Origin of the sequence: Meridianimarinicoccus aquatilis, from assembly GCF_004358675.1 — a bacterium.
GTDB lineage: Bacteria > Pseudomonadota > Alphaproteobacteria > Rhodobacterales > Rhodobacteraceae > Meridianimarinicoccus > Meridianimarinicoccus aquatilis.
In genome coordinates this window covers 50,903-72,624 of sequence record NZ_SMZO01000004.1, presented here as the reverse complement: position 1 = coordinate 72,624, position 21,722 = coordinate 50,903, and the positions used below count along the sequence as shown (strand labels likewise).

The following is a 21,722-nucleotide window of genomic DNA, read 5'->3' as shown; positions in this document are numbered from 1 at the left end:
CGCTCACTCAGCACGTTGAGAGCGAGCGTGAAAGATGAAGCCCAGAAAATTCAGCAGCACCTGCGCCGCAAGAATGCCGGTGCTGCCCGTAGGGTCATAATCCGGCGCGACCTCTACCAGATCGACGCCTGCAATGTCGTGCCGTTGCGCGATGCCTTGCAGCAATTCCAACACCTCGTAATACAGAAAGCCACCATGGCTGGGCGTGCCTGTGCCCGGCGCGATGGACGGGCAGAACCCGTCGATATCCAGCGTCAGATACACGGTCGCGCCCGCTGGAATCCTGTCCAGAACCGCTTGCGTACCCAGTTTGCGCACTTGGCGGACAGATAGAATGTCGGATCCCATGGCGCGCGCCGCGTCATACCCGTCTTTGGCTGTTGACGAGACATTCCGGATGCCAAGTTGGGTCAGACCGGTGACGTGATCCTGCTCTGCCGCCCGGCGCATGGGGTTGCCATGTCCGTGTTTCACGCCATGGCGCACATCCACAAAATCCAGATGTGCGTCGATCTGAACAATGTGAATTGGCCCGTGTCCCGCAAAGGCGCGGATACACGGAATGTTCACTGAATGGTCGCCGCCTATGACAACGGGCAGGGCACCCGCGGCAAGCGCAGCCGCCACGCCGGTTTGAATGTTTGCGTGGCTCGTTTCGGTATCCGTGTGGATGATATCGGCATCGCCCATATCCACAATTCGCACGTCCGGCCCCAGATACGTTGCATCATCTTCAAAGTCGTATGCCCCCGCATGGCCAAAGCTGAACAGTGTCGACGCCTCGCGCACAGCACGGGGGCCAAACCGCGCACCGGGCCTGTATTGCGTGCCAAAATCAAACGGCGCCCCCAAAACCGCAATATCCGCATCCAAGGTGGACCAATCGGGCGCGTAGGGTGATTTCGCGAAGGTCGCGATGCCGGTGAAGGGCAGGTTGAGCCGCCCGTTGTCGTATCCATGCTGTGCCATGGGCGAATGCTGACACAAAATATCGCAAACGCAAGGCCATCTATGGTTTTGGGGCTTTCGCACCTGCCGCATCCATGCGATAGCGACGCGCCAACCGAAGCATCCCGCAGGAGACCCCGATGGAGATTCGCGAGGCACTAACCTTTGACGATGTATTGCTACTTCCGGCCGCGTCCTCTGTGATGCCATCGCAGGCTGATACATCCACGCAGGTGACAAAGTCGATCCGGCTTAATATCCCTCTTCTCAGTTCTGCCATGGACACTGTGACCGAAAGCCGGATGGCAATCGCGGTCGCACAGGTGGGCGGTATGGGCGTGATTCACCGAAATCTGACCGTGGCCGAACAAGCCGATGAGGTGCGCAGGGTCAAACGTTTCGAAAGCGGGATCGTCTATAACCCGGTGACCCTGCGGCCGGAACAGACACTGGCGGATGCCAAGGCTCTGCAAGCGCGCTACAAGATCACCGGCTTTCCGGTTGTCGATGGCGACGGACGTGTTGTTGGGATCGTCACAAACCGGGACATGCGGTTTGCCATCGATGATGCAACGCCCGTCCGTGTGATGATGACAAGCGACAACCTTGCCATGCTGCGCGAACCTGCGGAGTTGGAAGAAGCCAAGGATCTGATGAAATCGCGCCGCATCGAGAAGCTTTTGGTTGTCGATGCTTCCGGCAAGCTGACAGGTCTGTTGACCTTGAAGGATACCGAGCAGGCGGTGCTGAACCCAGCGGCCTGCAAAGATGATCTCGGCCGTCTTCGCGTGGCAGCGGCAACAACTGTCGGCGATGCCGGTTTTGAGCGTGCCGAGGCGTTGATCGATGCAGGCATTGACATGGTCGTTGTTGACACGGCCCACGGCCACTCGGCCGCCGTTGCGGACGTGGTCCGGCGTATCAAGATGGCCTCTAACGCTGTTCAGGTCGTTGCCGGTAATGTGGCAACCGGCGACGCCACGCGCGCGTTGATCGACGCGGGCGCGGATGCTGTGAAGGTCGGGATCGGGCCGGGCTCAATCTGTACCACGCGGATGGTTGCCGGTGTCGGGGTGCCCCAACTGACGGCGATCATGGACTGTGCCCGCGCCGCAAAAGAAACGGGTGTGCCGATCATCGCCGATGGCGGCATCAAGTTTTCGGGGGACTTTGCCAAGGCCATCGCCGCAGGGGCGAACTGTGCCATGATCGGGTCAATGATCGCGGGCACCGATGAAAGCCCGGGTGAGGTGATCTTGTATCAGGGCCGCCAGTTCAAATCCTACCGCGGCATGGGCAGTCTTGGTGCCATGGCGCGCGGGTCTGCTGACAGGTATTTCCAGAAAGATGCCGCGAGTGACAAGCTGGTGCCTGAAGGGATTGAAGGGCAGGTGCCTTACAAGGGCCCGGCTGGTGCGGTGATCCATCAGCTCGTTGGTGGGTTGCGTGCAGCGATGGGGTATACCGGCGCGGCGACTGTGGATGAAATGCGCAGCAATTGCCAGTTTGTCCGCATCACCGGCGCGGGCCTAAAGGAAAGTCACGTTCATGACGTGCAGATTACACGCGAGTCGCCAAATTATTCTGCTTAGTAACAGTAATTTACGCGGTTGAGTTGATCTGAAATGCGACCCTTGCACGTCGGTGTGGGGGTCGTTTTACTTTGCCACAAGGGGCCGCCCAAAGCTGTTAACGGTGCTTGCGGGCATTGGGGAGCAACCGCCAGACGCGAAGGTCTGACAAGACTTTCACCGTCGCCGCGACAGCCAAGGCGCAAATTACGGCTTTGGTCATAAAGCCCATCGTTCCATCGATCAGCCATGCATGACCCACGCCTGTCAACACAGCAACGGTGACACAGATCGAATGGCCAAGGCGCCATCGTTTCGGCGATACCTTCCGGCGCAGCGCAGCAAGGCACGCGGCCCCGATGACCGCCCACATCGCGATGACGCCGAGATATGAGAAGGCTGCAGGCGCGCGAAAGGCCAGCGCATCAATGACGTCTGGCGGACTTGTGATCCACAGTCCCCCCACATGCAGCAAGACAGCGCAAACAAGTGCCGCACCAGTGACAGCGTGAACGCGTCTGCCCGTACGGGGCGGAAGACCCGGCAAGTACCCACCCGCCAAAAGCGGCTGTATCAGCATCAGCGCCATGGAAATTATGCCAGCAAACCCAGCCGCGATGTAGATGGGCGCACGCCATTCCAGCAGCGGGCTTTGCGCCGCCACAAAAATCGGAAGGCCAATGACAAGCCCAAGACCCAACCAGATCAGGATTGATCTTTGGCTAGGCATCGCAATCACACGGGCTGAAGAACAAAGTCGGCGGTCAAGCTGGTATCGCGCGGGCTGTTCATGACCGGGCGCAGGAACACGGTTTCAAAGCCGTCGCCCTCAAATGCCAAATGCCCATGGGCTTGGCCGAATGCGGGCACGATCTGTGGCATTTCCAATCGAAAGGCGCCATTTGCATCAGTCAGGGTGGCCCCATGGCTTTTCGGGTCGCGCTCGTGACCTTCGGTTGTGTGTGCCCAAATCTGAATGCGTTGACCCTTCAATGGGGCGCCATCGCCCGCACGGCGCACGGTGCCGCTCATCCAAAAACCGCCCCCGCCTATACGTTCGACGACGGGCGCGCCGGGCCTATAATTGTTCGATCCACCCCGCATGGAGCGTGTGGGGGCAATGCCTTGAGCGCGGGCAGGAGCCAAAAGGCCCGTTGCCCCAAGGACAGCCGCGGAGCCGGCTGCCGCAAGAAGGGTACGGCGGGAAGACAATGATGACGCCATTTCTATCACTCCTGATATCATCGGCTACGCAGCGGGTTGGTTTCAGTGGGCTGCGCAGCATACCCTTTCAAACATAGTGGCTTTGGACCAACAGGCGAAGCATGCCCACGGCTTTGTGAAACCTTGATGGCCTTAAATGCCTGATCTCGGCAATATCGACAGGCCAGATCGGCCACCATTTGCCACGACATCCCGCTTGCGTGGCAAATGGGTCTGCGCGGTCTTATGGGCGTGGTGGGCGAGCCGAAGCATCACAGGTGTTTCCGTGACCTTCAAGTACGCACCCGGCCTGCGCCGAAAGGCACCCGAGGATCTGGTTCGAGCCTGCTGCGCCCGCATGGTAATGGTATGCCCCGGTCTCATCCTTGTGTCCGTTGCAGCTATCGAGGTCTGTAAAGGCCGCGCCGCTGGCGTCGGTATGCGGCAAGATCGGGTATCCATCCATCGCAATCCCAATTTGGCCACCATGCCCGTCGCCACTATCAGCGTCAGCCGCCCCATCAAGACAATCAGTGACGGCGTGATAGTGATAGCCGACGTGGGTATTGACGTGCCCACCGCAATCATCAAAGGGCGCTATCGTGTACGCACCGAGTATCGCATTGACAGGTGCGGGGCCATCAAGCCGGACACCATTGAATGCCACGCCCGACCCTGTCTGGTTCGTTTGAGTTGGCCGTTCTGAAGCCACTGGGTCTAGCGGGATGACATAGGTGATGGCAGAGCCATCCGCCACGTAAGCAATCTGGCATTGAACGCAGTGGTTTTGATACGCCGGATCCACATCGGGGCGCGCCGCAGCTTCGCAGGCTTCCAATGTTCCGGTGTACTGGATCTCGCCTGTTTCGGGATCAAAAAGCTGCCATTCGGCGTCACCGTAGAATTCCGCCAGCTTGGAAATGAATGCGCCGTCCACATCATAGACTTCGCCGTCCTGCAGCCAAATGCCGCCCGCCTCTGGGCCATCGGAAATATTGGTGGGGCGCCACGGGCCGGGAGTAGAGTTCTTGGGCGCGACTGTTGTTGAGACGGTGATGGAAAAACACGTGGTTTGCGCCCCTTCCGACAAGGTACAATCCACGATTTCGGGTCCGGAAATTACGTTTGCGCTTTCGAAAAAATGGCTGAGTTGGTCGATTGGGCTTTCAGAATGAGCAGCAGCCATTGTGGCTGTGCTGGCCAAAAGCATGGCGGTGATCATGGGGCGGGGCATTGGGCTCTCCTGTTAATTTGTTTGTTCAGAATAGGGTGCCAAGATATCAAGTTCGGGCAGGGGGGAAGTCTGCCCCTGTCTTGCCTGCCAATCCTGCCTACCTATGCTGTGTCGGGGACTCCAGCGCGATCGTTTTCAAGTCTTAGCCGCTTGGTCGATAAACACCGCAACGGCGGTCACATCTTGAACCATGGCGCTGACGGTGCTGGTGATCTCTGATCCGGTCAGACCGAACACGTTGGCCATATCCGGATCGACAGTGAATTCGAACTGCGCCTCAACCGTATCGTTTGACAGTTGAGGGTTCACAAAGGCGGTGCCGTTCGCCATGGCGGCCATCTAAGTATCTACTGCTTTGGTCATCTCATCATTGTTCGTGCCTGTGACCGCGACTTGCAGACCACGACCCGCGCCGCGAATGTTCAGGCTGTTGGTTGACCGGGCGCTGGCTTGAACGCCGGGCACATCTGAAATCTCACCCGTATCAGGATAAGGGGTTGGGATGTCTTTGATCAACGCAACTTGAGTGTCGATAAGCGCATTGAACAGCCAAGGCGTTGCGGTATCGCGCGCTTGTTGCAGTTCTGCCTCTGCTGTTTCTAGGTGCAGTGCTTCTGCGCGAGAGCCGAACCGCACCGAACCCTCGCCTGCCTGTACGGTGCCATCGGCAGGTAGGTTTGTCTCAATGACGGTCCCTGAACTTTGGGACACGACACTCACACTGCGTAGCGCAGATGCAGTTAGGATCGCGCTTGGGACACTGTCGTAGGCGCGCAGTTCCAACGCTGTTGTCACAACCGATGTTGTAGATGACCGACCAGCAGGCCCGCCGGGCGTTTGGCCGCCGGGCGCCTGCGATTGGCCGAAGTCGAGTATCGTAAACTCTGGCATACAAGGCGGTACGCCGAAGAACAGAAGCTAGGCGGCAAGTATACCGACCGAGGCAGCCATCGTGAAGGATTTGCGCATAGCTAAAGACACCTTGTACAATCGCATTTGTACTCCAACGGATCGGCCTGCGATTTCCGTCGCCAAAAAAGTCATGGCTTGAAAAAAGTTTCGGCACCGGGGCAAGCTGGGCGGCTGAAGGGCTCCTGTCCCTTGTGATTGGCCACTGATTGGCCGATCTATCAAGAAGAGCATCAAAAGGAACGTGCATGGAACTTGAACGCCGTATTGCGCAGGGGCGCGGGGACGAAATCGCTGATGTCGTGCTTCGGGGGGGCGAAGTTCTGTGCCTTGTAACCGGTGACCGCATCTCTGGAGATGTTGCAATTTGCGGTGATACAATCGTTGGCATCGGCGCTGACTATGACGCAGAAAAAGTCATCGATGTATCTGGCGCAACGTTGGTGCCGGGGTTTATCGACACGCACCTGCACATCGAAAGCAGTTGCATCACGCCTTTTGAATTCGACAGATGCGTCGCGCCGCGCGGTGTCACGACGGCCATTTGCGACCCGCACGAGATTGCGAATGTCGCCGGTCTGCCCGGCATCCGGTATTTCCTCGAAGCCTCTGATTGCACGTTGATGGATATTCGGGTGAACCTGTCATCCTGCGTGCCGTCTACCCACATGGAAACGGCCGGTGCGCAGTTGGATATGGGGGAATTGGTGCCACTGATGGATCATCCCCGTGTGATCGGGTTGGCAGAGTTCATGAATTACCCGGGTGTGATCTATCGCGACCCTGGCTGCATGGCCAAGTTGGCGGCGTTTCAAGGTCGGCACATCGACGGACACGCCCCGCTGTTGTCAGGCCGTGATCTGAACGCCTATTGCGCGGCGGGCATCCGCACGGAACATGAAGCCACAACCGCCGAAGAGGCGCGCGAGAAATTGCAAAAGGGCCTGCGTATCCTCATCCGCGAAGGATCGGTCAGCAAAGATATGATGGCGCTTGCGCCTTTGCTGACACCGCTGACCGCACCTTACATGTGCCTGTGCACCGATGATCGCAATCCTTTGGATATTGGAGAGCATGGTCATTTGGATTACATGATCCGAAGCCTGATTTCAGCGGGGTGTGACCCGTTGGCTGTCTATCGCGCGGCCTCGCTTTCTGGTGCCGAAGCCTTTGGACTTAAGGATCGCGGCCAGATCGCACCGGGCAAGCGGGCTGATATCGTCGTGTTGGACGATCTTGCCGAATGCCGTGCGCGCATGGTCGTTTGCGGCGGTGTGGTGGCCAATGAGGCTGGCTTCTCGACCCGTCGCACCATCGACCCGGTGGCCCGGCAAAGCGTGATGGCGCCGTCTGTGACGGGACAGGATTTTCGGTATGAAACCGACGCCGATGAGGTTCCGGTTATCGGTATCTGGCCCGGCAAGATCCTGACCGAACACCGCACCGCCAATATCCCGGATGAAGGCGGCGACCGTCGGCCAGATGCGTCCCGTGATCTTGCCCGTATTGCGGTCATCGAAAGGCACGGCGTGAATGGAAATATCGCGACTGGCTTTGTGCAGGGCTTTGGTATTCGGCACGGTGCCATTGCCTCAACCGTATGTCACGATCACCACAACATTGCCGTGGTCGGGATGGACTATGACGACATGGCGCTTGCCGCGACACGGCTTGGTCAGATCGAAGGTGGCTTTGTCGTTGTCAGGGACGGTCAGGTATTGGCAGAACTTGCGTTGCCCGTAGCCGGTTTGATGAGCCTTGAGCCCTTTGAAACCGTCCGCGCGGCCCTGACCGACCTGCGCGCCGCCGCGACCGGTCTTGGTGTCACGTTGGAAGAGCCGTTCTTGCAGTTGGCGTTTCTATGCCTGCCTGTCATTCCACACTTGAAAATAACCGATCACGGCATGGTGGATGTAGACAAGTTTGCCGTGATCTGACGTTTCAGGCGGGTGCGCTGGACGCGCTTTTTGGCTTCGGGGCGTCCAGCCCATCAAACAGTTGCGACGGATCGATCCCGCGCGCCGATGCGCTGTCGCGGACGCCCTGTTGCAGACGCGGAGACCGGCGCAGAAGTCGCATGAAGCGCGCTTCGTCCAGTATCAGCAAAGTCGTGGGGGCGATGGCGCGGACCTCGGCACGTCGCGGGCTTTTGAGCAGTATCGCAATCTGCCCGAACATTTCACCACGGCCCAAACGCTTTGGCCCGCCGGGAAGGTCCATTTCTACCGCGCCTGAGGCGATGAAGAAGACACTGCGCGCCTTGCTGTCCCGTCGAATGATCCGGTCCCCATCTGCGGTGTAGCGGGTGATCAACGCGCGGGCGAGACGGCGAATACTGGCATCGTCAAGATCAGCGAACAGGGGCGATTGCCTGATTAGTTCAGTCTTGCGGGGGCGCAGGTCCAGCTTGGGCCTTTGTTCAGCCATGGCGCGTCTCTGGCCAATGTCCTGGATCAGGGTCTGGTACAATTCGGACCCGATCAACCCGTCTTCACGCATCGACGTATATTCCCCTTCTTCAAACCGAAGCGCGGTGCGTCGGATGAAGCGGCGTTCAAGCTGTTCGGCATATCCCGGATATTGCAGCCGCTGCCCGTCCAGAGTTTGTTCCAGTTCCTCTGTCCGCCGATCAAGCAAATCATGCAAAAGGTCCGCGACCCGGCGGCCATGAATGCGCCGGATTCGATTGTCTATAAAGCTGTGCAGGTCGCTGAGGATCAGGCGCTGTGCGAGCAGCATTTCGAACCTGTCGGCGGTAAGCCGTGCAAGCGGGCGCGACACCCGCAACCGGTTGTGCAGAAAGAGCGCGGCCCGAAGGTTCGTACCGCCCGCGACGCTGGCCCGCGCCCCGCGCAAATACCCCAATCGCCCGCCATTCCGGGTCGATTCAATCAAGCGATCCGCGTGGGACAAAATCCGATCTGCCAGCCGCGATGACACCGCGCGTTCGCGGAACCGCTCAAGGATCAGGTCGCGCTCGGCCCCCGCAAGGGCGATCAGGCCAAGTGTCACGCGGTCCCGGTCCAGAATTTCTTCACTGGCTTCGGCCGACGTGACTGCGCTGTCCAGTCTTTCCGCAAATTTCTTGGCTTCACCGCGCACGGTATCGCGGGTCAAACCGTACTGTTCCGCAACGGAGGCCATATCTTCGCGCACTTGTTGCAGCGCGACGGCCACCACCTGCTGCGACAATGCAGCGTCCAGTGGCCCGAGCTTGTCCAGCCCCAAACGCTTGATCACCCAGCGTAGCGTCGTCCCTTGCACCATGAGTGTGAACAGGGTGAACCCCGTCGCAAGGATACCGACAAGGTGCTTTACCTCGTCCGGAACGCGGAAACTTTCGGTCACAGCCAGCGCCAGAGCCAAGGTAACCGCTCCGCGCAGTCCGCCCCAAAGGATTGCCACGCGATACGGGCGGTCGACACGCGGCGAGAGCCGCAGACGCGTCAGCACGGGCAAAAGGCCAAATAGAATGACCACACGTGCGGCGATGGCGGCCAGCGTGACCACAGCAATCAATCCAAGGTCAGCAACATTGAGCCCATCCAAAAGACGCGGGATCAAAAGCGCGGCGAGAATAAAGATCAACGCCCCCGACCAATGGGCCAGCAAGTCCCAAACGTCGCGCAAGCTGGTCCAAGACTGGGGGGGCAGGCGGCCCGGGCCCATCAGGTTCAGGGTCAGGCCCGCACCCAGAACCGCGATCACGCCTGACACGCCGACAATCTGTTCAGCGACGATATAAGAGATATACGGCAGGGACACTGAAATAGAGATCAGCGCGAGTTCAAACCGTGCGACCAGCGCCATGACCCAAACGGCAACCCGTGCGATGGCAATGCCGACAAGTGCCCCCCCAACCATCAGCATCGGAAACCGAAGAACGGCTCCCTCAAGGCTGGGGTCGGGCACGCCGGCCATGACATACCCCATGAACAAGCCAAAAAGGGCAATGGCAGCGGCATCATTCATCAGGCTTTCGCCTTCAATGATGCGGCTCAGGCGCTTGGGCGCAGCAATGGATCGAAAGATGCTCACAACCGCTGACGGGTCGGTGGTCGAAACAATGGCGCCGACGAGCAGACAGGCCGCCAGCGGAAGACCACTGACATAAAACAGCGCATATCCGACAAAGAACGTTGCCACGATCACAGCAACCACAGCAAGCACGAGGATCGGCACCCAATCATCAAGCATGCGTCGCAAGTTCATCCCAAGCGTGACTTGGAATAACAAAGTAGGCAGGAAAACGTACAAAAAGACGTTGGAGCGGATCGGCAGATTGAGAATGGCCAACGCAATCGGGTTCAGCGCATCCGTGAGGTTCGTGCTCCAGAAAAACGCTGCACCGCCGCCGATAAGGATGCCGACCACGGCCAGAATAACACTGAACGGCAGCCGCATCCGCGCAGCCAAGGGCTCTGCCAAGCCAATGACAAGGAAAAGCCCTGCAAGGATGGAGGTGATGACGACGATGTCCATGTGTTCAGGTTACCGTCGTCACCAAAGAAAGAAAGGGCCAGAAAAGCAAAGGGAAGGAATGCCCCGTCGGGGACATCCGGTTATTAGCGACCCAAAAGGGCCTTCGCTTTTTCGGCGACGGCTTCGGCGGTGATCCCAAACTCTTGATACAGCCGTTCTGCCGGGGCTGACGCACCGAAATCGTGCATACCGACGAAGCCCGATTTTTCGCGCTTGCCGCGCTCGCCAAAGAGCCACCGATCCCAGCCAAAGCGGATGGCAGCTTCGACCGCGACGCGCACTGGCCCCGCTGGAAGAACCTTGCGGCGGTAAGCTTCGGGTTGCTCTTCGAACAATTCCCAGCACGGCATGGAAACGACGCGCGTGCCGATACCTTCGGCTTGCAGCAGATCACGCGCTGCCATCGCGATCGAAACTTCGGACCCGGTCGCCATCAACAGCGCTTCGCGTTTGCCCTCGGCATCTGCAATGACATAGGCACCTTGCGCAGTCAGGTTCTTGGTCTTGAATTCGGTACGCAGCGCGGGAAGGTTCTGACGCGACAGGGCCAGAACGGTCGGGGCCGTTTTGGTTTGGATGGCGACTTCCCATGCTTCAGCGGTTTCCGTCGCATCGGCCGGACGGATCACAAGCGTGTTCGGTGTCGCGCGAAGCATCGCAAGATGTTCCACGGGCTGGTGCGTCGGGCCGTCTTCGCCCAGACCGATACTGTCATGGCTCATCACATAGGTGACAGGCTGCTTCATCAAGGCCGACAGGCGCATCGCGCCGCGGGCATAATCGGTGAAACACATGAACGTGCCGCCATAAGGCCGAATTCCGCCGTGCAAGGCCATGCCGTTCATCGCGGCGGCCATACCGTGCTCGCGGATGCCGTAATGCAAATACCGGCCTTCGCGGGTCTCGGGCAAGTGAACGCCCTGATCGCCGGTCTTGGTGTTGTTCGATCCGGTCAAATCTGCCGATCCACCCACATGCTCGGGCATGATCGCGTTGATGACCTTCAGCGTGTTCTCAGAGGCTTTGCGCGTTGCAACGTTGGGTTGGGTTTCTGCAAGTTCGCGTTTGAAGGCCTTGATTGCGGCGGAAAGTTTGGCAGGGGCTTCGCCCGCCATGACCCGAGTGAATTCTTTTTGCTTGGCGCCTGACAGGCCGCCCAGACGCTTTTCCCATGCTGCACGGTCCGCGCTGCCGCGTGCGCCGATCTCTTCCCATTGGGATTTGATTTCGGCGGGCACGTGATATGCAGCCCAATCGACGCCATAGGCAGCTTTGGTCGCAGACACCACCGCAGGGTCCGTCAGTGCGCCGTGGCCTTTGGGGGTGTCCTGTGCGCTTGAGCCGATCGCGATGTGCGTTTTGCACGCAACGAGCGATGGCTTGGAGGTCTTCTTGGCCGCGTTGATTGCATCGTCAATATCGGCGGGATTGTGGCCGTCGCATTCATGCACCGACCAGCCCGCAGCACGGAAGCGTGCGATCTGGTCCGTTCTGTCCGCAATATCCACGGTTCCGTCGATGGTGATGTTGTTGTTGTCCCACAGCACGATCAGCTTGGACAGTTCCTGACGCCCGGCAAGGCCGATGGCTTCGTGGCTTACACCTTCCATCAAGCAGCCGTCACCAGCGATGCACCAAGTGTAGTGATCGACGATCTTCTTGCCAAAGCGCGCTCGAAGCATTTCTTCGGCCAAGGCGAACCCAACCGCATTCGAAATCCCCTGACCCAGCGGGCCTGTGGTGGTTTCGATCCCGCGTGCGTGACCAAATTCAGGGTGACCGGCCGTTTTGGCGCCCCACTGGCGGAACGCTTTTATCTCGTCCAGCGTCATATCCGGCGAGCCGGTCAGATAGAGGAGCGAGTAAAGCAGCATGGAGCCGTGACCGGCAGACAGGATGAACCGGTCCCGGTCGGCCCATTCCGGTGCGCTTGCATCGAACTTGAGGTGCTTTTCAAAAAGAACCGTTGCAACATCCGCCATACCCATGGGCATGCCTGAATGGCCTGAATTGGCTCCGGCAATCGCGTCAAGCGTCAGGGTGCGGATGGCACAGGCTTTCAGCCAGTGGTCGGGGTCGCGTTCACGCAGGGCAGTCAGGTTCACGGGCAAGCTCCGGTATAGTGGCAGTTGCGGGCTTGAGCGCCCGTTTGATAGCGTCTTAGCAAGTGATAGCGGAAGTGCAAGGCATCCACAGGGCGGCTGGGGCTTGTTCCCGCCTGAAATGTCTTGTGTGATGACAATAAGAAGATTCGCGGCGCGTTGGGCTGGACCTGTTCACACGGGCTGCCACAAGTAGCGAGGCTGATCTGACTATGGGGCCGCAAGGAGACGACGCAATGCCAGACATTTCAGAGTTGGAGCAACGCCTGATCGGCGCGCTTGCGCGGATGCGCACTGCACATCTCAGATCACGCCAAACTTTAGCGGCCGCCCTTGGCCGAATTGCAGAGCTTGAATCAACACCCGCACCCGCGATGGCCGTTGACCCTGACGCAATTGCACAGGCCAACGCAGAAATCGCCCGTTTGACCGCTGCTCTGGATGCCGAGCGCGAGCAGAGCGCGGCAATCGCCCGTCAGGCAGAGGCCGACCGCAGTGCCTTGGCCGAAGCACAAGCCGTTCGGGAAGCGCAGCGTGCCACCGGTCGGCTTGAAAAGCTACAGCACACCGATACCACCGGGGCGGTGCAGGCGCGCCTGACCGAACTCGAACAGGGGCTTGAACAGCTTCGCGCGGTTAACACGCAATTGCGCCAGAATAACGCCGCACTTCGCAAGGCACACGAGGCGGGCATCTCTGACCCAGAGTTGATAAATGGCGCGCTCCAGACTGAAATCGATGCGCTGCAAGCAGCCCGCAATGCAGACCGAGCCGAAATTGACAGCATTCTTGCCGCGCTGAAACCGCTTGTGGAGGAAACAGAAGATGCCTGAAGTGCACATTGCCATCGGCGGCCGCCAGTTCGAAGTCGCGTGCCAAGAGGGAGAACAGCCGTTTCTGGAATCGGCCGCTGCAATGCTCGATGCAGAAGCGCAAACGATGACCGAACAATTGGGTCGCATCCCAGAATCCCGGATGCTGCTCATGGCTGGTCTATTGCTTGCCGATAAGACAATTTCGATGGAAGACCGCGTTGCCAGTCTGGAAGCGGAAATCACAAAGCTTCAAACACAGCTTTCCGATGCCAGCACGAAACCGGCGCAGCGTATCGAGGTCCCGGTGATCCCGGCGGGACTTTCTGACAGTTTGGCGGAACTCGCTGCACAGGCTGAAGCTCTTGCAGAAGACATGGAACAGGCCGCGCCCGCGTAATGCGGGACTGCGGCCTGTCGTCAACAACATAGGGCGAATGCCCTGTTTTTATGGATCTAGGCGTTCGCTTCGCGGATCTTGTCTGCGGCTTCCTTGTCGTACGTTACGCCGTTCTTTGAAAACAGGTCGTCCAGTTCACCCGACAGGGTCATTTCGGTGACGATATCGCAGCCGCCAACAAATTCGCCCTTGATGTAAAGCTGCGGAATTGTGGGCCAATCCGAATACGTCTTGATGCCTTGGCGCAAGTTTTCGTCCTCAAGCACGTTCACATCAGCAAAATCCACGCCCATGTAGTTCAAGACGCCGGCCACACGGCTGGAAAACCCGCATTGCGGCATGGACTTGGTGCCCTTCATGAACAACACCACGTCGTTGTCGGTTACTGTCTTTTTGATCTGATCTTCGGCGCTCATGATCTATCCTCGTCTTGCGGCATCGTGCGCTGTGCGCCTGTCGCATTTTGTGTTCGGTTACGGCGGTTCGGGGTCGCAAAAGCGAGCCTGCTTATTCTCTGTCCATAAATAGGGTCTGTTTTTACGAACGCAAACCCGTCACTCTGTTGGCAATGAAAACCCTGTCTTGAACATAAGGTCCAACTCGCTCAGGCTTTTCGATATATGAGATCAGTCCGGTGCCTTGGTTGTCAGCGCAAGCGCGTGCAATTCACCGTTCGATCCATCCATCTTTCCTTTCAGGGCCGCATAAACAGCGCGTTGCTGCTGTACACGGTTTTGGCCCCGAAAGCTCTCATCGATAACCTCAGCGGCGTAGTGGTTTCCGTCCCCGGCAAGATCGGTGATCGTGATCTTCGCATCTGGAAAGCTCTGTCTCAGCAGGCTTTCGATGTCCTGCGCTTCGATGGGCATCGGCAAGCTCCTTGTTTATGGCAGAAATGTATGGCGCTGCGCGGGCGGCTGCAACCCGCATCGTATCGCAGATTTTGGGTTGTTTTACATGTCTTCAGCGCAAGGGTGGAGGCGTAGGCGCAGCCCCGTGTGGAAAACTGCCGCCCAGGGGGTACTTCCCCTGAGCGGCAGCCATAAACCTCATCAAATTAGCTCGCGATTACGCAAAGGTCGCTGCAAAGGTTCCACGCCACAGATCACACAAATCTGTGAGAGGCGCCTCGGAAGTACCTATTTTGACTGTGTCACCGCCAAAGCGGCCAACAATCTTGATGGTGACCTCTGCTTTGCTTGCAGCGATCATGAGCGTTTCCGCGCAGTCATAGGAACATGCAAGCAAGTAGCGGGCCTGATCTTCGCCGAACGCCTGCGCAGTGCCGCCGTCGTCGATGGTCACGCCGACATTTCCGGCGGCGGCCATTTCAAACGCAGCCAGAGCCAAACCACCATCTGACAGGTCGGTTGCTGCAGTGATCATCTTACGGTTGTTGCGCACGAAGATACCATTGCGACGTTCCGCAGCCAGATCCACAGACGGCGCATCGCCATCTTCACGATTGAACACTTCGGCCAGTAGTGCGGATTGCCCGAGATGGCCGTGCGTGTCGCCGACCAGAACTGCAAAGTCGCCCGCATTGGGTGCGTTGCCGATCAGGTTCTTCGCAAATTTCAGCAAGCCGACGGCCCCAATCGTCGGGGTCGGCAAAATGGGCGCGCCGTCGGTTTCGTTGTAAAGGCTGACATTGCCCGACACGATGGGCATATCAAGTGCGCTGCATGCCTCGCCAATGCCTTGGATCGCACCGACAAGCTGGCCCATGATTTCCGGCTTTTCCGGGTTGCCGAAATTCAGGTTGTCCGTCGTTGCCAATGGCTTGGCGCCCGCAGCGCACAAGTTGCGATAGGCTTCCGCCACAGCCTGTTTGCCGCCCTCAACCGGGTTCGCCCGAACATAGCGCGGGGTCACATCGCAGGTGAAGACAAGCGCCTTTTTGGTGCCGTGAACGCGCACCGCACCGGCGCCCAAACCCGGCACACGGACCGTATCCCCCATGACCATGTTGTCATACTGCTCCCATACCCATTGGCGCGAGCAATAGTTCGGGCTGCTGAGAAGCGCCTTGAGCGCATCAATCGCGTCGACATCGGGGACCGGGTCGAGAGGCGCGGCAGCAGGCGTTGGCACCCATGGCCGGTCATACTCTGGCGCTGTGCCTGACAGAGCCTTGAGAGGCAGGTCAGCCATGATCTTGCCCTGATGTTCGACAACAAACCGGTCTTCGGCGATGGTTTCGCCAACGATCGCGAAATCAAGGTCCCATTTGTCGAATACGGCCTTTGCTTCGGCCTCTTTCGCGGGGTCCAGCACCATGAGCATCCGCTCCTGGCTTTCTGACAGCATCATCTCGTACGCCGTCATGGCAGTTTCGCGCACGGGCACGTCGTCAAGACGAAGGCGAATGCCCAGATCACCCTTGTCACCCATTTCCACGGCGGAGCAGGTCAGGCCAGCGGCCCCCATGTCTTGAATGGACACCACCGCGCCGGTTTGCATCAACTCAAGCGTCGCTTCCATCAGCCGCTTTTCGGTGAAGGGGTCACCAACCTGCACGGTTGGCCGTTTCTCTTCGATGGTGTCGTCGAACTCTGCACTTGCCATTGTGGCACCGCCGACACCGTCGCGCCCCGTTTTCGCCCCAAGGTAAACCACAGGGCGGCCAACACCCGATGCCGCTGAGTAGAAAATCTTGTCGGCATCAGCCAATCCGGCCGCAAATGCGTTTACCAGACAATTGCCGTTATAGGCCGCGTGGAACCTGACTTCGCCGCCAATGGTCGGAACACCAAAGCAGTTGCCATAGCCGCCGACACCTTCGACCACCCCGTGTACCAACTGTTTGGTTCGTGGGTGGCTTTGCTCGCCGAAACTCAGCGCGTTCATGGCTGCGATGGGCCGCGCACCCATGGTGAAGACGTCACGCAAAATGCCGCCGACGCCAGTGGCCGCGCCTTGGTACGGCTCGATATAGCTGGGGTGATTGTGGCTTTCCATTTTGAACACCACAGCCTGCCCATCGCCAATATCGACAACGCCCGCGTTTTCACCAGGACCGCAAATCACCTGTGGCCCTTCTGTTGGAAGTGTCCGCAGCCATTTCTTTGACGACTTGTAAGAGCAGTGCTCGTTCCACATTGCCGAAAAAATGCCAAGCTCGGTAAAGCTGGGCGTCCGACCAATCAGGTCAAGGATGCGCTGGTATTCTTCCGTGTTGAGGCCGTGAGCGGCGATCAGGTCTTGCGTGATATCCGGTTCTTGCATGTAAGGTCCCCTTTGCGGCCTTTTAGGGGAGGCAGCGGCTGAGGAAAAGACGATCTCGCCATCGCGCACAGAGGTTATTGCACAAGGCAGCCAAAATGGCGGCGTCACAGACCGTTTCATGCGCGTGGAGACGGGAATTTCTGGAACAGGGCAAAAAAATGGCCGAGACAAGCTCGGCCTAGTCCAACAGGGAGGTAGAAGTCGGACCAAATCCGTGCTTCTGATAAAAGAAATAGCTACACCTTGGATGCGCATCAAGGCGCCAGATGCCGCATCCGCAGCATAACTGACATGCGCCGCACGCATGGGTTAAATTTGGGATGCCTGCGGGGTGATCAGTCCCGCGTCTTTTTGCGGCTTTCAGCCAACTCTTCCATCACAAAATCACGGAACGCTGCGATCCGTTTGGATTGACGCAACTCTTCGGGATACGCAAGAAACACCGGGAGTGATCCGCCAACGACTTCTGGTAAGACACTGACAAGATGTGGAAAATCTTCTGTCACATAATTTGGAAGAACGCCGATTCCAAGATCATTGATGACGGCTTGCAGCACCCCGAAATAGTTATTGACCGTCAAGAGTGATCTAATCTCTTCCGTCATCAACATTTGTACGATGCGCGAGGCGGCAGTGACCTGCACGCTATTAGGGCTTTGGCAGATCAAACGATGGTGTCGCATATCTGTCACAGCTTCGGGCGTTCCGTTCTTTTCCAAGTAAGCCGGCGTCGCGTAAAGCCGCATGTTCACGTTCATAAGACGCTTGCGGATCAGGTCGGCCTGCGACGGCTCTTTCATGCGGATTGCCACGTCAGCTTCGCGCATTGGCAGATCAAGAACACGCTCTTCCAGCATTAGATCGATTTTCAGATCGGGATACTGGTCATAAAGCCGGGACAGCCGCGGCGCGAGCCAAAGCGACCCGAATCCCGTGGTTGTCGTCACGCGCAGCTCGCCGAACACTTCGTCTTCGCTGTCACGAATGCGTGCCGAGGCCGTATCAAGCCGCTTTGCCATCGAAGACGTTGCATCGAAGAGCAATTCACCTTGTTCCGTAAGGATAAGGCCGCGCGCATGCCTGTGAAACAGCGTCGTGTTCAGGCTTTCCTCAAGACTGCGAATCTGTCGACTGACCGCCGATTGAGACAGATGGAGGGCATCACCCGCGTGAGTCAGACTGCCAGCATCCGCCACGGCGTGAAAAATTCTCAGCTTGTCCCAGTCCATTACGTACCTTCTTTCACCTCGTGCGGCATAGCTAATCGCACGGTCCCTGTATGTAGGTCCGCTGTAAGTATGTCACGTCTAGATGATGACCCGTTCCCGCGCGTCAATGTTCAACCTATATTATTTACGGGGGTGGCAAACATGCAGCACTGCGATTTTCGTCTTTCCGACCGGTATGACCTGTCACAGGGCCAGGTTTTGCTGAACGGCACGCAAGCCCTGGTGCGTCTGATGCTGATACAGGCTGCGCGGGACAAAGCCGCGGGACTGCACACCGCCGGGTATGTCACCGGCTATCGCGGCTCGCCTCTTGGGGCGGTTGACCAGCAAATGTCCGCGGCAGCAGAGGCTTTGGGCGCTGCGAGCGTGCTGTTTCAACCCGGATTGAACGAAGACCTGGCCGCGACTGCGTTATGGGGCACGCAGCAAGCGCATTTGCGCGGCGAGGGACGCGGCGACGGTGTTTTCGGTCTGTGGTATGGAAAGGGCCCCGGCGTCGATCGGTCCGGCGATGTGATGCGGCATGCCAATTTGGCCGGAACATCCCCCTTGGGCGGTGTCATTATGGCACTGGGGGATGATCACACCGGCGAGTCGTCGACCACATGTCATCAGTCAGAATGGGCCTTGGTGGATGCCATGATGCCCGTTTTGTCGCCGGCCGGTGTGCAAGAAATCTTGGATTACGGCGTATATGGCTGGGCGCTCAGCCGCTTTGCTGGTGTGTGGTGCGGCCTGAAGATGGTCAAGGATACGGCCGAAGTGACAGCGGTGGTCGATGGCCGCGTGGATCGGATGCAGTTTGTCACACCAGAATTTGAGATGCCCGAAGACGGTCTGAACATACGTCTTGACGATCATTGGGTTGCGCAAGAACAGCGTTTGGTCCGTTACAAGCGCGTCGCCGCCGAAGCTTTCGCGCGCGCAAATGGAATCGACCGCCGGATATGGGGCAAACCGGGTGCAAAAATTGGATTTGTTGCCGCCGGGAAGAACTGGCTCGACCTCGTACATGCGCTGAGCTTGCTTGGCCTTGATGGGGCCGAAGCCGAAAGGCTGGGGCTGACCACCTACAAGGTCGGGCAGGTTTGGCCGCTGGACATGGAAAGCTTCCATGACTGGGCTGAAGGGCTCGATCTGATCGTGGTCGTTGAAGAAAAGCGCAAACTCATCGAAGTTCAGATTAAAGAGGCAATTTTTGATGATCGCCGGGGCAGGCGTGTTTATGGCGCGTCAAAGGGGCGGGATCCGCTGTTCGCGTCGGACTATGCCTTGGATCCCGTCAGCATCGCCGTTGATCTAGGCGATATCCTGATCGAAGAGGGGCGTCGGACCGACCAAATCGAAGACGCTTTGCATCGACTCCGCTCCGCGCTTCAGGCTGACACTGAGGGCGACATTACCTCCCGCGTTCCGTATTTTTGCGCCGGATGCCCGCATAACACGTCGACCAAAGTTCCGCCGGGCAGCCGGGCCTATGCTGGGATCGGATGCCATATCATGGCTTTGTGGATGGATCGCGAGACGTCTGGCTACACGCATATGGGCGGCGAGGGCGCAAACTGGATCGGGGAAGCGCCGTTTTCAAATCGAAAGCACGTTTTTCAGAACATCGGGGATGGCACCTACAACCACTCTGGCGTTCAAGCAATCCGCGCCGCCCTTATGGCTGGTACGACAATCACCTATAAGATTCTATTCAACGATGCCGTCGCCATGACAGGCGGTCAAAAAAACGATGGCGGCCTCACGCCCGAGCAAATCGCACATGAACTTGCCGCGATGGGGGTGCAGCGCATCGCAGTCGTGCATGACGACAAAGAACCGGTGCGCAAATCGGACCTACCCGACATTGTTACCGTGCACCCGCGCGCTGCGCTGCCAGCGGTCCAGCGCGAGATGACGGAAGTGGCGGGCGTTTCTGCAATCATCTTTGTGCAAACCTGCGCAGCTGAAAAACGCCGCCGCCGTAAACGGGGAAGCTTTCCAGACCCAGATCAGCGTCTCTTTATCAACACGGCGGTCTGTGAAGGATGCGGCGATTGCGGCGTGCAATCCAACTGCGTGGCGCTGGTGCCTGTTGAAACCCCCTTGGGCCGTAAACGGGCCATAGATCAATCAAGCTGCAACAAGGATTTCTCATGCCTCGGCGGGTTTTGTCCGTCTTTTGTCACTGTTTCGGGGGGCACTTTACGGCGCACAGCCGCGCGCGATGTGACCATTCCCGAACTGCCGGACCCGGTGCTGCCGCAGATTTCTGGCACGCATAACATTGTCATCACCGGTGTCGGAGGCACTGGGGTCGTGACCATAGGGGCCATCCTTGCCACGGCGGCCCATCTGGATGGTCGGGCCGCTGCGATGATGGAAATGGCGGGCCTCGCACAAAAAGGCGGCGCGGTACATGTCCATTGCCGGATCGCGGAAACGCCAGAAAATATTGCGGCTGTACGTGTCGCCACCGCCGAAGCGCACACATTGATCGGCGGCGATCTTGTGGTCTCGGCTGGACGCGCAACGCTGACCCTGTTGGACAGGGGGCGCTCTGGTGCGGTGTGCAACAGCCATGATACGGTGACGGGCGATTTCACGCGTGATCCCGAATTTCGGATACCCGGCAACGATCTGTGCGCGGCAATTAGCGAGCGGCTTGGCGATAATGCAGTCTTGTTTGACGCGTCCCGGTTAAGCGAGCAGCTATTGGGCGACAGCATTTACAGCAATGTGCTGTTGCTTGGGGCTGCATGGCAACGCGGATTGGTGCCTATTAACCTGGACGCGCTTAGGCGGAGTATAGAGTTGAATGGCGCGGCGGTTGAAGCAAACCTGCGCGCGTTCGATGTTGGCCGGTGGGCGGCATTTGATCTGCGAACAGTTCAGGAACTTACATCAAAACAGAACAGCAAAGCGTTGACTGGGAAGGATAAGATATCAATCTGGGAAAGCCATTTGACGACCTATCAATCACCGCGACTGGCGCGAAAGTTCCGCGCACTGGTGGATGGGGTCGAAGACCCGGAACTGCGCGAAGAAGTTGCCTTCAGTTATCAAAAGCTTTTGTCCTATAAGGATGAGTACGAAGTCGCACGGCTGTTGCAATCAACGCGGTCTGAGCTTTCTGCGCAGTTTGAAACGGCACCGCGCCTGACGTTTCATCTTGCCCCACCGGTGTTCTCTCGGGCCGGCGATGATGGCCGCCCGATCAAGCGTGAATTTTCTGAAAAAGCAGTTAATGCACTGTCTTGGATTTCGAAGCTAAAGTTTCTTCGTGGCACGGTGTTCGATCCATTCGGGTATAGCACCGAACGGCGCATGGAGCGGGCGTTGATCGCTCAGTTTGAAACTGATCTGTCTGATCTTCTTCCCCGCATGACCGCTGAGAACCGGCATATCATTCTGGCCATCGTGCGCCTTGCTCGGAGTATTCGGGGTTATGGTCCGGTGAAGCGGGAAAACGCCGCTGAAGCCGCCAAAAAACGGCTTTCCTTGCTGGCAGAATTCAACGCGGCACACACCCCCAGATCGCACGCTGCGGAATGAATCATCGATGCTGATCGGCAAAATGTAACGTATGGACAACACGCCCCTTGCCGAAATGCAAAAT

At 58.3% G+C, this 21,722-nt stretch carries 17 protein-coding genes; 5 read left to right on the top strand and 12 right to left on the bottom strand.

Annotated features, from left to right (window positions below; genetic code table 11):
• Nucleotides 1-3 precede the first annotated feature (3 nt).
• Nucleotides 4-969 carry an agmatinase gene (gene speB / locus E2L05_RS02840; protein ID WP_133341380.1) on the bottom strand — a complete coding sequence of 322 codons (966 nt, stop codon included), beginning with the start codon at nucleotides 967-969 and terminating at the stop codon, nucleotides 4-6.
• 119 nt (nucleotides 970-1,088) lie between these two features.
• Between speB and guaB the strand changes: the two genes are divergently transcribed.
• The gene (guaB, locus tag E2L05_RS02835) at nucleotides 1,089-2,540 is read left to right on the top strand and encodes an IMP dehydrogenase (protein ID WP_133341379.1); all 1,452 of its coding nucleotides are present in this window, start codon (nucleotides 1,089-1,091) and stop codon (nucleotides 2,538-2,540) included.
• 97 nt (nucleotides 2,541-2,637) lie between these two features.
• Here guaB and E2L05_RS02830 read toward each other — a convergent pair whose 3' ends face one another.
• The 5 genes from E2L05_RS02830 to E2L05_RS02810 form a co-directional block, all read right to left on the bottom strand.
• Nucleotides 2,638-3,249: a ferric reductase-like transmembrane domain-containing protein gene (locus tag E2L05_RS02830; RefSeq protein WP_133341378.1), complete on the bottom strand. Its 612-nt coding sequence runs from the start codon at nucleotides 3,247-3,249 to the stop codon at nucleotides 2,638-2,640.
• A gap of 5 nt (nucleotides 3,250-3,254) precedes the next feature.
• On the bottom strand, nucleotides 3,255-3,743 hold the full coding sequence (locus E2L05_RS02825; protein ID WP_133341377.1) for a twin-arginine translocation pathway signal: 489 nt from the start codon (nucleotides 3,741-3,743) through the stop codon (nucleotides 3,255-3,257).
• Between the two features lie 223 nt (nucleotides 3,744-3,966).
• Entirely contained in the window at nucleotides 3,967-4,956 is a 990-nt protein-coding gene (locus E2L05_RS02820; protein ID WP_133341376.1) for a YHYH protein, read from the bottom strand.
• Nucleotides 4,957-5,091: 135 nt separating this feature from the next.
• Complete coding sequence (locus tag E2L05_RS02815) at nucleotides 5,092-5,286, bottom strand: hypothetical protein (protein WP_133341375.1); 195 nt, start codon at nucleotides 5,284-5,286, stop codon at nucleotides 5,092-5,094.
• Nucleotides 5,287-5,295: 9 nt separating this feature from the next.
• Nucleotides 5,296-5,847: a hypothetical protein gene (locus tag E2L05_RS02810; RefSeq protein ID WP_133341374.1), complete on the bottom strand. Its 552-nt coding sequence runs from the start codon at nucleotides 5,845-5,847 to the stop codon at nucleotides 5,296-5,298.
• A 266-nt stretch (nucleotides 5,848-6,113) separates the two neighbouring features.
• Between E2L05_RS02810 and ade the strand changes: the two genes are divergently transcribed.
• Nucleotides 6,114-7,802: an adenine deaminase gene (gene ade / locus E2L05_RS02805; protein WP_133341373.1), complete on the top strand. Its 1,689-nt coding sequence runs from the start codon at nucleotides 6,114-6,116 to the stop codon at nucleotides 7,800-7,802.
• A gap of 4 nt (nucleotides 7,803-7,806) precedes the next feature.
• On the opposite strand, the gene E2L05_RS02800 is transcribed toward ade, so the two are convergent.
• Nucleotides 7,807-10,347, bottom strand: a complete 2,541-nt coding sequence (locus tag E2L05_RS02800) for a cation:proton antiporter (protein ID WP_133341372.1) — start codon at nucleotides 10,345-10,347, stop codon at nucleotides 7,807-7,809.
• A gap of 83 nt (nucleotides 10,348-10,430) precedes the next feature.
• Nucleotides 10,431-12,452, bottom strand: coding sequence for a transketolase (gene tkt, locus E2L05_RS02795; RefSeq protein WP_133341371.1), 2,022 nt, complete (start codon nucleotides 12,450-12,452; stop codon nucleotides 10,431-10,433).
• Nucleotides 12,453-12,685: 233 nt separating this feature from the next.
• On the opposite strand from tkt, the gene E2L05_RS02790 reads away from it, so the two are divergent.
• The gene (locus tag E2L05_RS02790) at nucleotides 12,686-13,282 is read left to right on the top strand and encodes a hypothetical protein (RefSeq protein ID WP_133341370.1); all 597 of its coding nucleotides are present in this window, start codon (nucleotides 12,686-12,688) and stop codon (nucleotides 13,280-13,282) included.
• Complete coding sequence (locus tag E2L05_RS02785; protein ID WP_133341369.1) at nucleotides 13,275-13,661, top strand: cell division protein ZapA; 387 nt, start codon at nucleotides 13,275-13,277, stop codon at nucleotides 13,659-13,661. Before E2L05_RS02790 ends, E2L05_RS02785 begins: the two co-directional genes overlap by 8 nt.
• A gap of 56 nt (nucleotides 13,662-13,717) precedes the next feature.
• Here E2L05_RS02785 and grxD read toward each other — a convergent pair whose 3' ends face one another.
• The 4 genes from grxD to E2L05_RS02765 all read right to left on the bottom strand — a co-directional run bounded on the left by grxD (nucleotide 13,718) and on the right by E2L05_RS02765 (nucleotide 18,118).
• On the bottom strand, nucleotides 13,718-14,077 hold the full coding sequence (gene grxD / locus E2L05_RS02780; RefSeq protein WP_133341368.1) for a Grx4 family monothiol glutaredoxin: 360 nt from the start codon (nucleotides 14,075-14,077) through the stop codon (nucleotides 13,718-13,720).
• 210 nt (nucleotides 14,078-14,287) lie between these two features.
• Nucleotides 14,288-14,530 (bottom strand): BolA/IbaG family iron-sulfur metabolism protein, encoded by a 243-nt coding sequence (locus E2L05_RS02775; protein WP_133341367.1) that lies wholly within the window; start codon nucleotides 14,528-14,530, stop codon nucleotides 14,288-14,290.
• A gap of 199 nt (nucleotides 14,531-14,729) precedes the next feature.
• The gene (gene purL / locus E2L05_RS02770; RefSeq protein ID WP_133341366.1) at nucleotides 14,730-16,889 is read right to left on the bottom strand and encodes a phosphoribosylformylglycinamidine synthase subunit PurL; all 2,160 of its coding nucleotides are present in this window, start codon (nucleotides 16,887-16,889) and stop codon (nucleotides 14,730-14,732) included.
• A gap of 335 nt (nucleotides 16,890-17,224) precedes the next feature.
• On the bottom strand, nucleotides 17,225-18,118 hold the full coding sequence (locus E2L05_RS02765) for a LysR family transcriptional regulator (RefSeq protein WP_133341365.1): 894 nt from the start codon (nucleotides 18,116-18,118) through the stop codon (nucleotides 17,225-17,227).
• 141 nt (nucleotides 18,119-18,259) lie between these two features.
• Here E2L05_RS02765 and E2L05_RS02760 point away from each other — a divergent pair, with 141 nt between their 5' ends.
• The gene (locus tag E2L05_RS02760) at nucleotides 18,260-21,658 is read left to right on the top strand and encodes an indolepyruvate ferredoxin oxidoreductase family protein (RefSeq protein ID WP_133341364.1); all 3,399 of its coding nucleotides are present in this window, start codon (nucleotides 18,260-18,262) and stop codon (nucleotides 21,656-21,658) included.
• The last annotated feature ends 64 nt before the right edge of the window (nucleotides 21,659-21,722 follow it).

What these genes read in the sequence shown, in the direction of transcription:
- speB (WP_133341380.1), bottom strand. Translation starts at nt 969, where the DNA reads ATGGCACAGCATGGATACGACAACGGGCGGCTCAACCTGCCCTTCACC.
- E2L05_RS02825 (WP_133341377.1), bottom strand. Translation starts at nt 3,743, where the DNA reads ATGGCGTCATCATTGTCTTCCCGCCGTACCCTTCTTGCGGCAGCCGGC.
- E2L05_RS02810 (WP_133341374.1), bottom strand. Translation starts at nt 5,847, where the DNA reads ATGCCAGAGTTTACGATACTCGACTTCGGCCAATCGCAGGCGCCCGGC.
- guaB (WP_133341379.1), top strand. Translation starts at nt 1,089, where the DNA reads ATGGAGATTCGCGAGGCACTAACCTTTGACGATGTATTGCTACTTCCG.
- E2L05_RS02800 (WP_133341372.1), bottom strand. Translation starts at nt 10,347, where the DNA reads ATGGACATCGTCGTCATCACCTCCATCCTTGCAGGGCTTTTCCTTGTC.
- E2L05_RS02775 (WP_133341367.1), bottom strand. Translation starts at nt 14,530, where the DNA reads ATGCCCATCGAAGCGCAGGACATCGAAAGCCTGCTGAGACAGAGCTTT.
- purL (WP_133341366.1), bottom strand. Translation starts at nt 16,889, where the DNA reads ATGCAAGAACCGGATATCACGCAAGACCTGATCGCCGCTCACGGCCTC.
- grxD (WP_133341368.1), bottom strand. Translation starts at nt 14,077, where the DNA reads ATGAGCGCCGAAGATCAGATCAAAAAGACAGTAACCGACAACGACGTG.
- E2L05_RS02830 (WP_133341378.1), bottom strand. Translation starts at nt 3,249, where the DNA reads ATGCCTAGCCAAAGATCAATCCTGATCTGGTTGGGTCTTGGGCTTGTC.
- E2L05_RS02790 (WP_133341370.1), top strand. Translation starts at nt 12,686, where the DNA reads ATGCCAGACATTTCAGAGTTGGAGCAACGCCTGATCGGCGCGCTTGCG.
- E2L05_RS02760 (WP_133341364.1), top strand. Translation starts at nt 18,260, where the DNA reads ATGCAGCACTGCGATTTTCGTCTTTCCGACCGGTATGACCTGTCACAG.
- E2L05_RS02815 (WP_133341375.1), bottom strand. Translation starts at nt 5,286, where the DNA reads ATGGCGAACGGCACCGCCTTTGTGAACCCTCAACTGTCAAACGATACG.
- E2L05_RS02820 (WP_133341376.1), bottom strand. Translation starts at nt 4,956, where the DNA reads ATGCCCCGCCCCATGATCACCGCCATGCTTTTGGCCAGCACAGCCACA.
- E2L05_RS02765 (WP_133341365.1), bottom strand. Translation starts at nt 18,118, where the DNA reads ATGGACTGGGACAAGCTGAGAATTTTTCACGCCGTGGCGGATGCTGGC.
- ade (WP_133341373.1), top strand. Translation starts at nt 6,114, where the DNA reads ATGGAACTTGAACGCCGTATTGCGCAGGGGCGCGGGGACGAAATCGCT.
- E2L05_RS02785 (WP_133341369.1), top strand. Translation starts at nt 13,275, where the DNA reads ATGCCTGAAGTGCACATTGCCATCGGCGGCCGCCAGTTCGAAGTCGCG.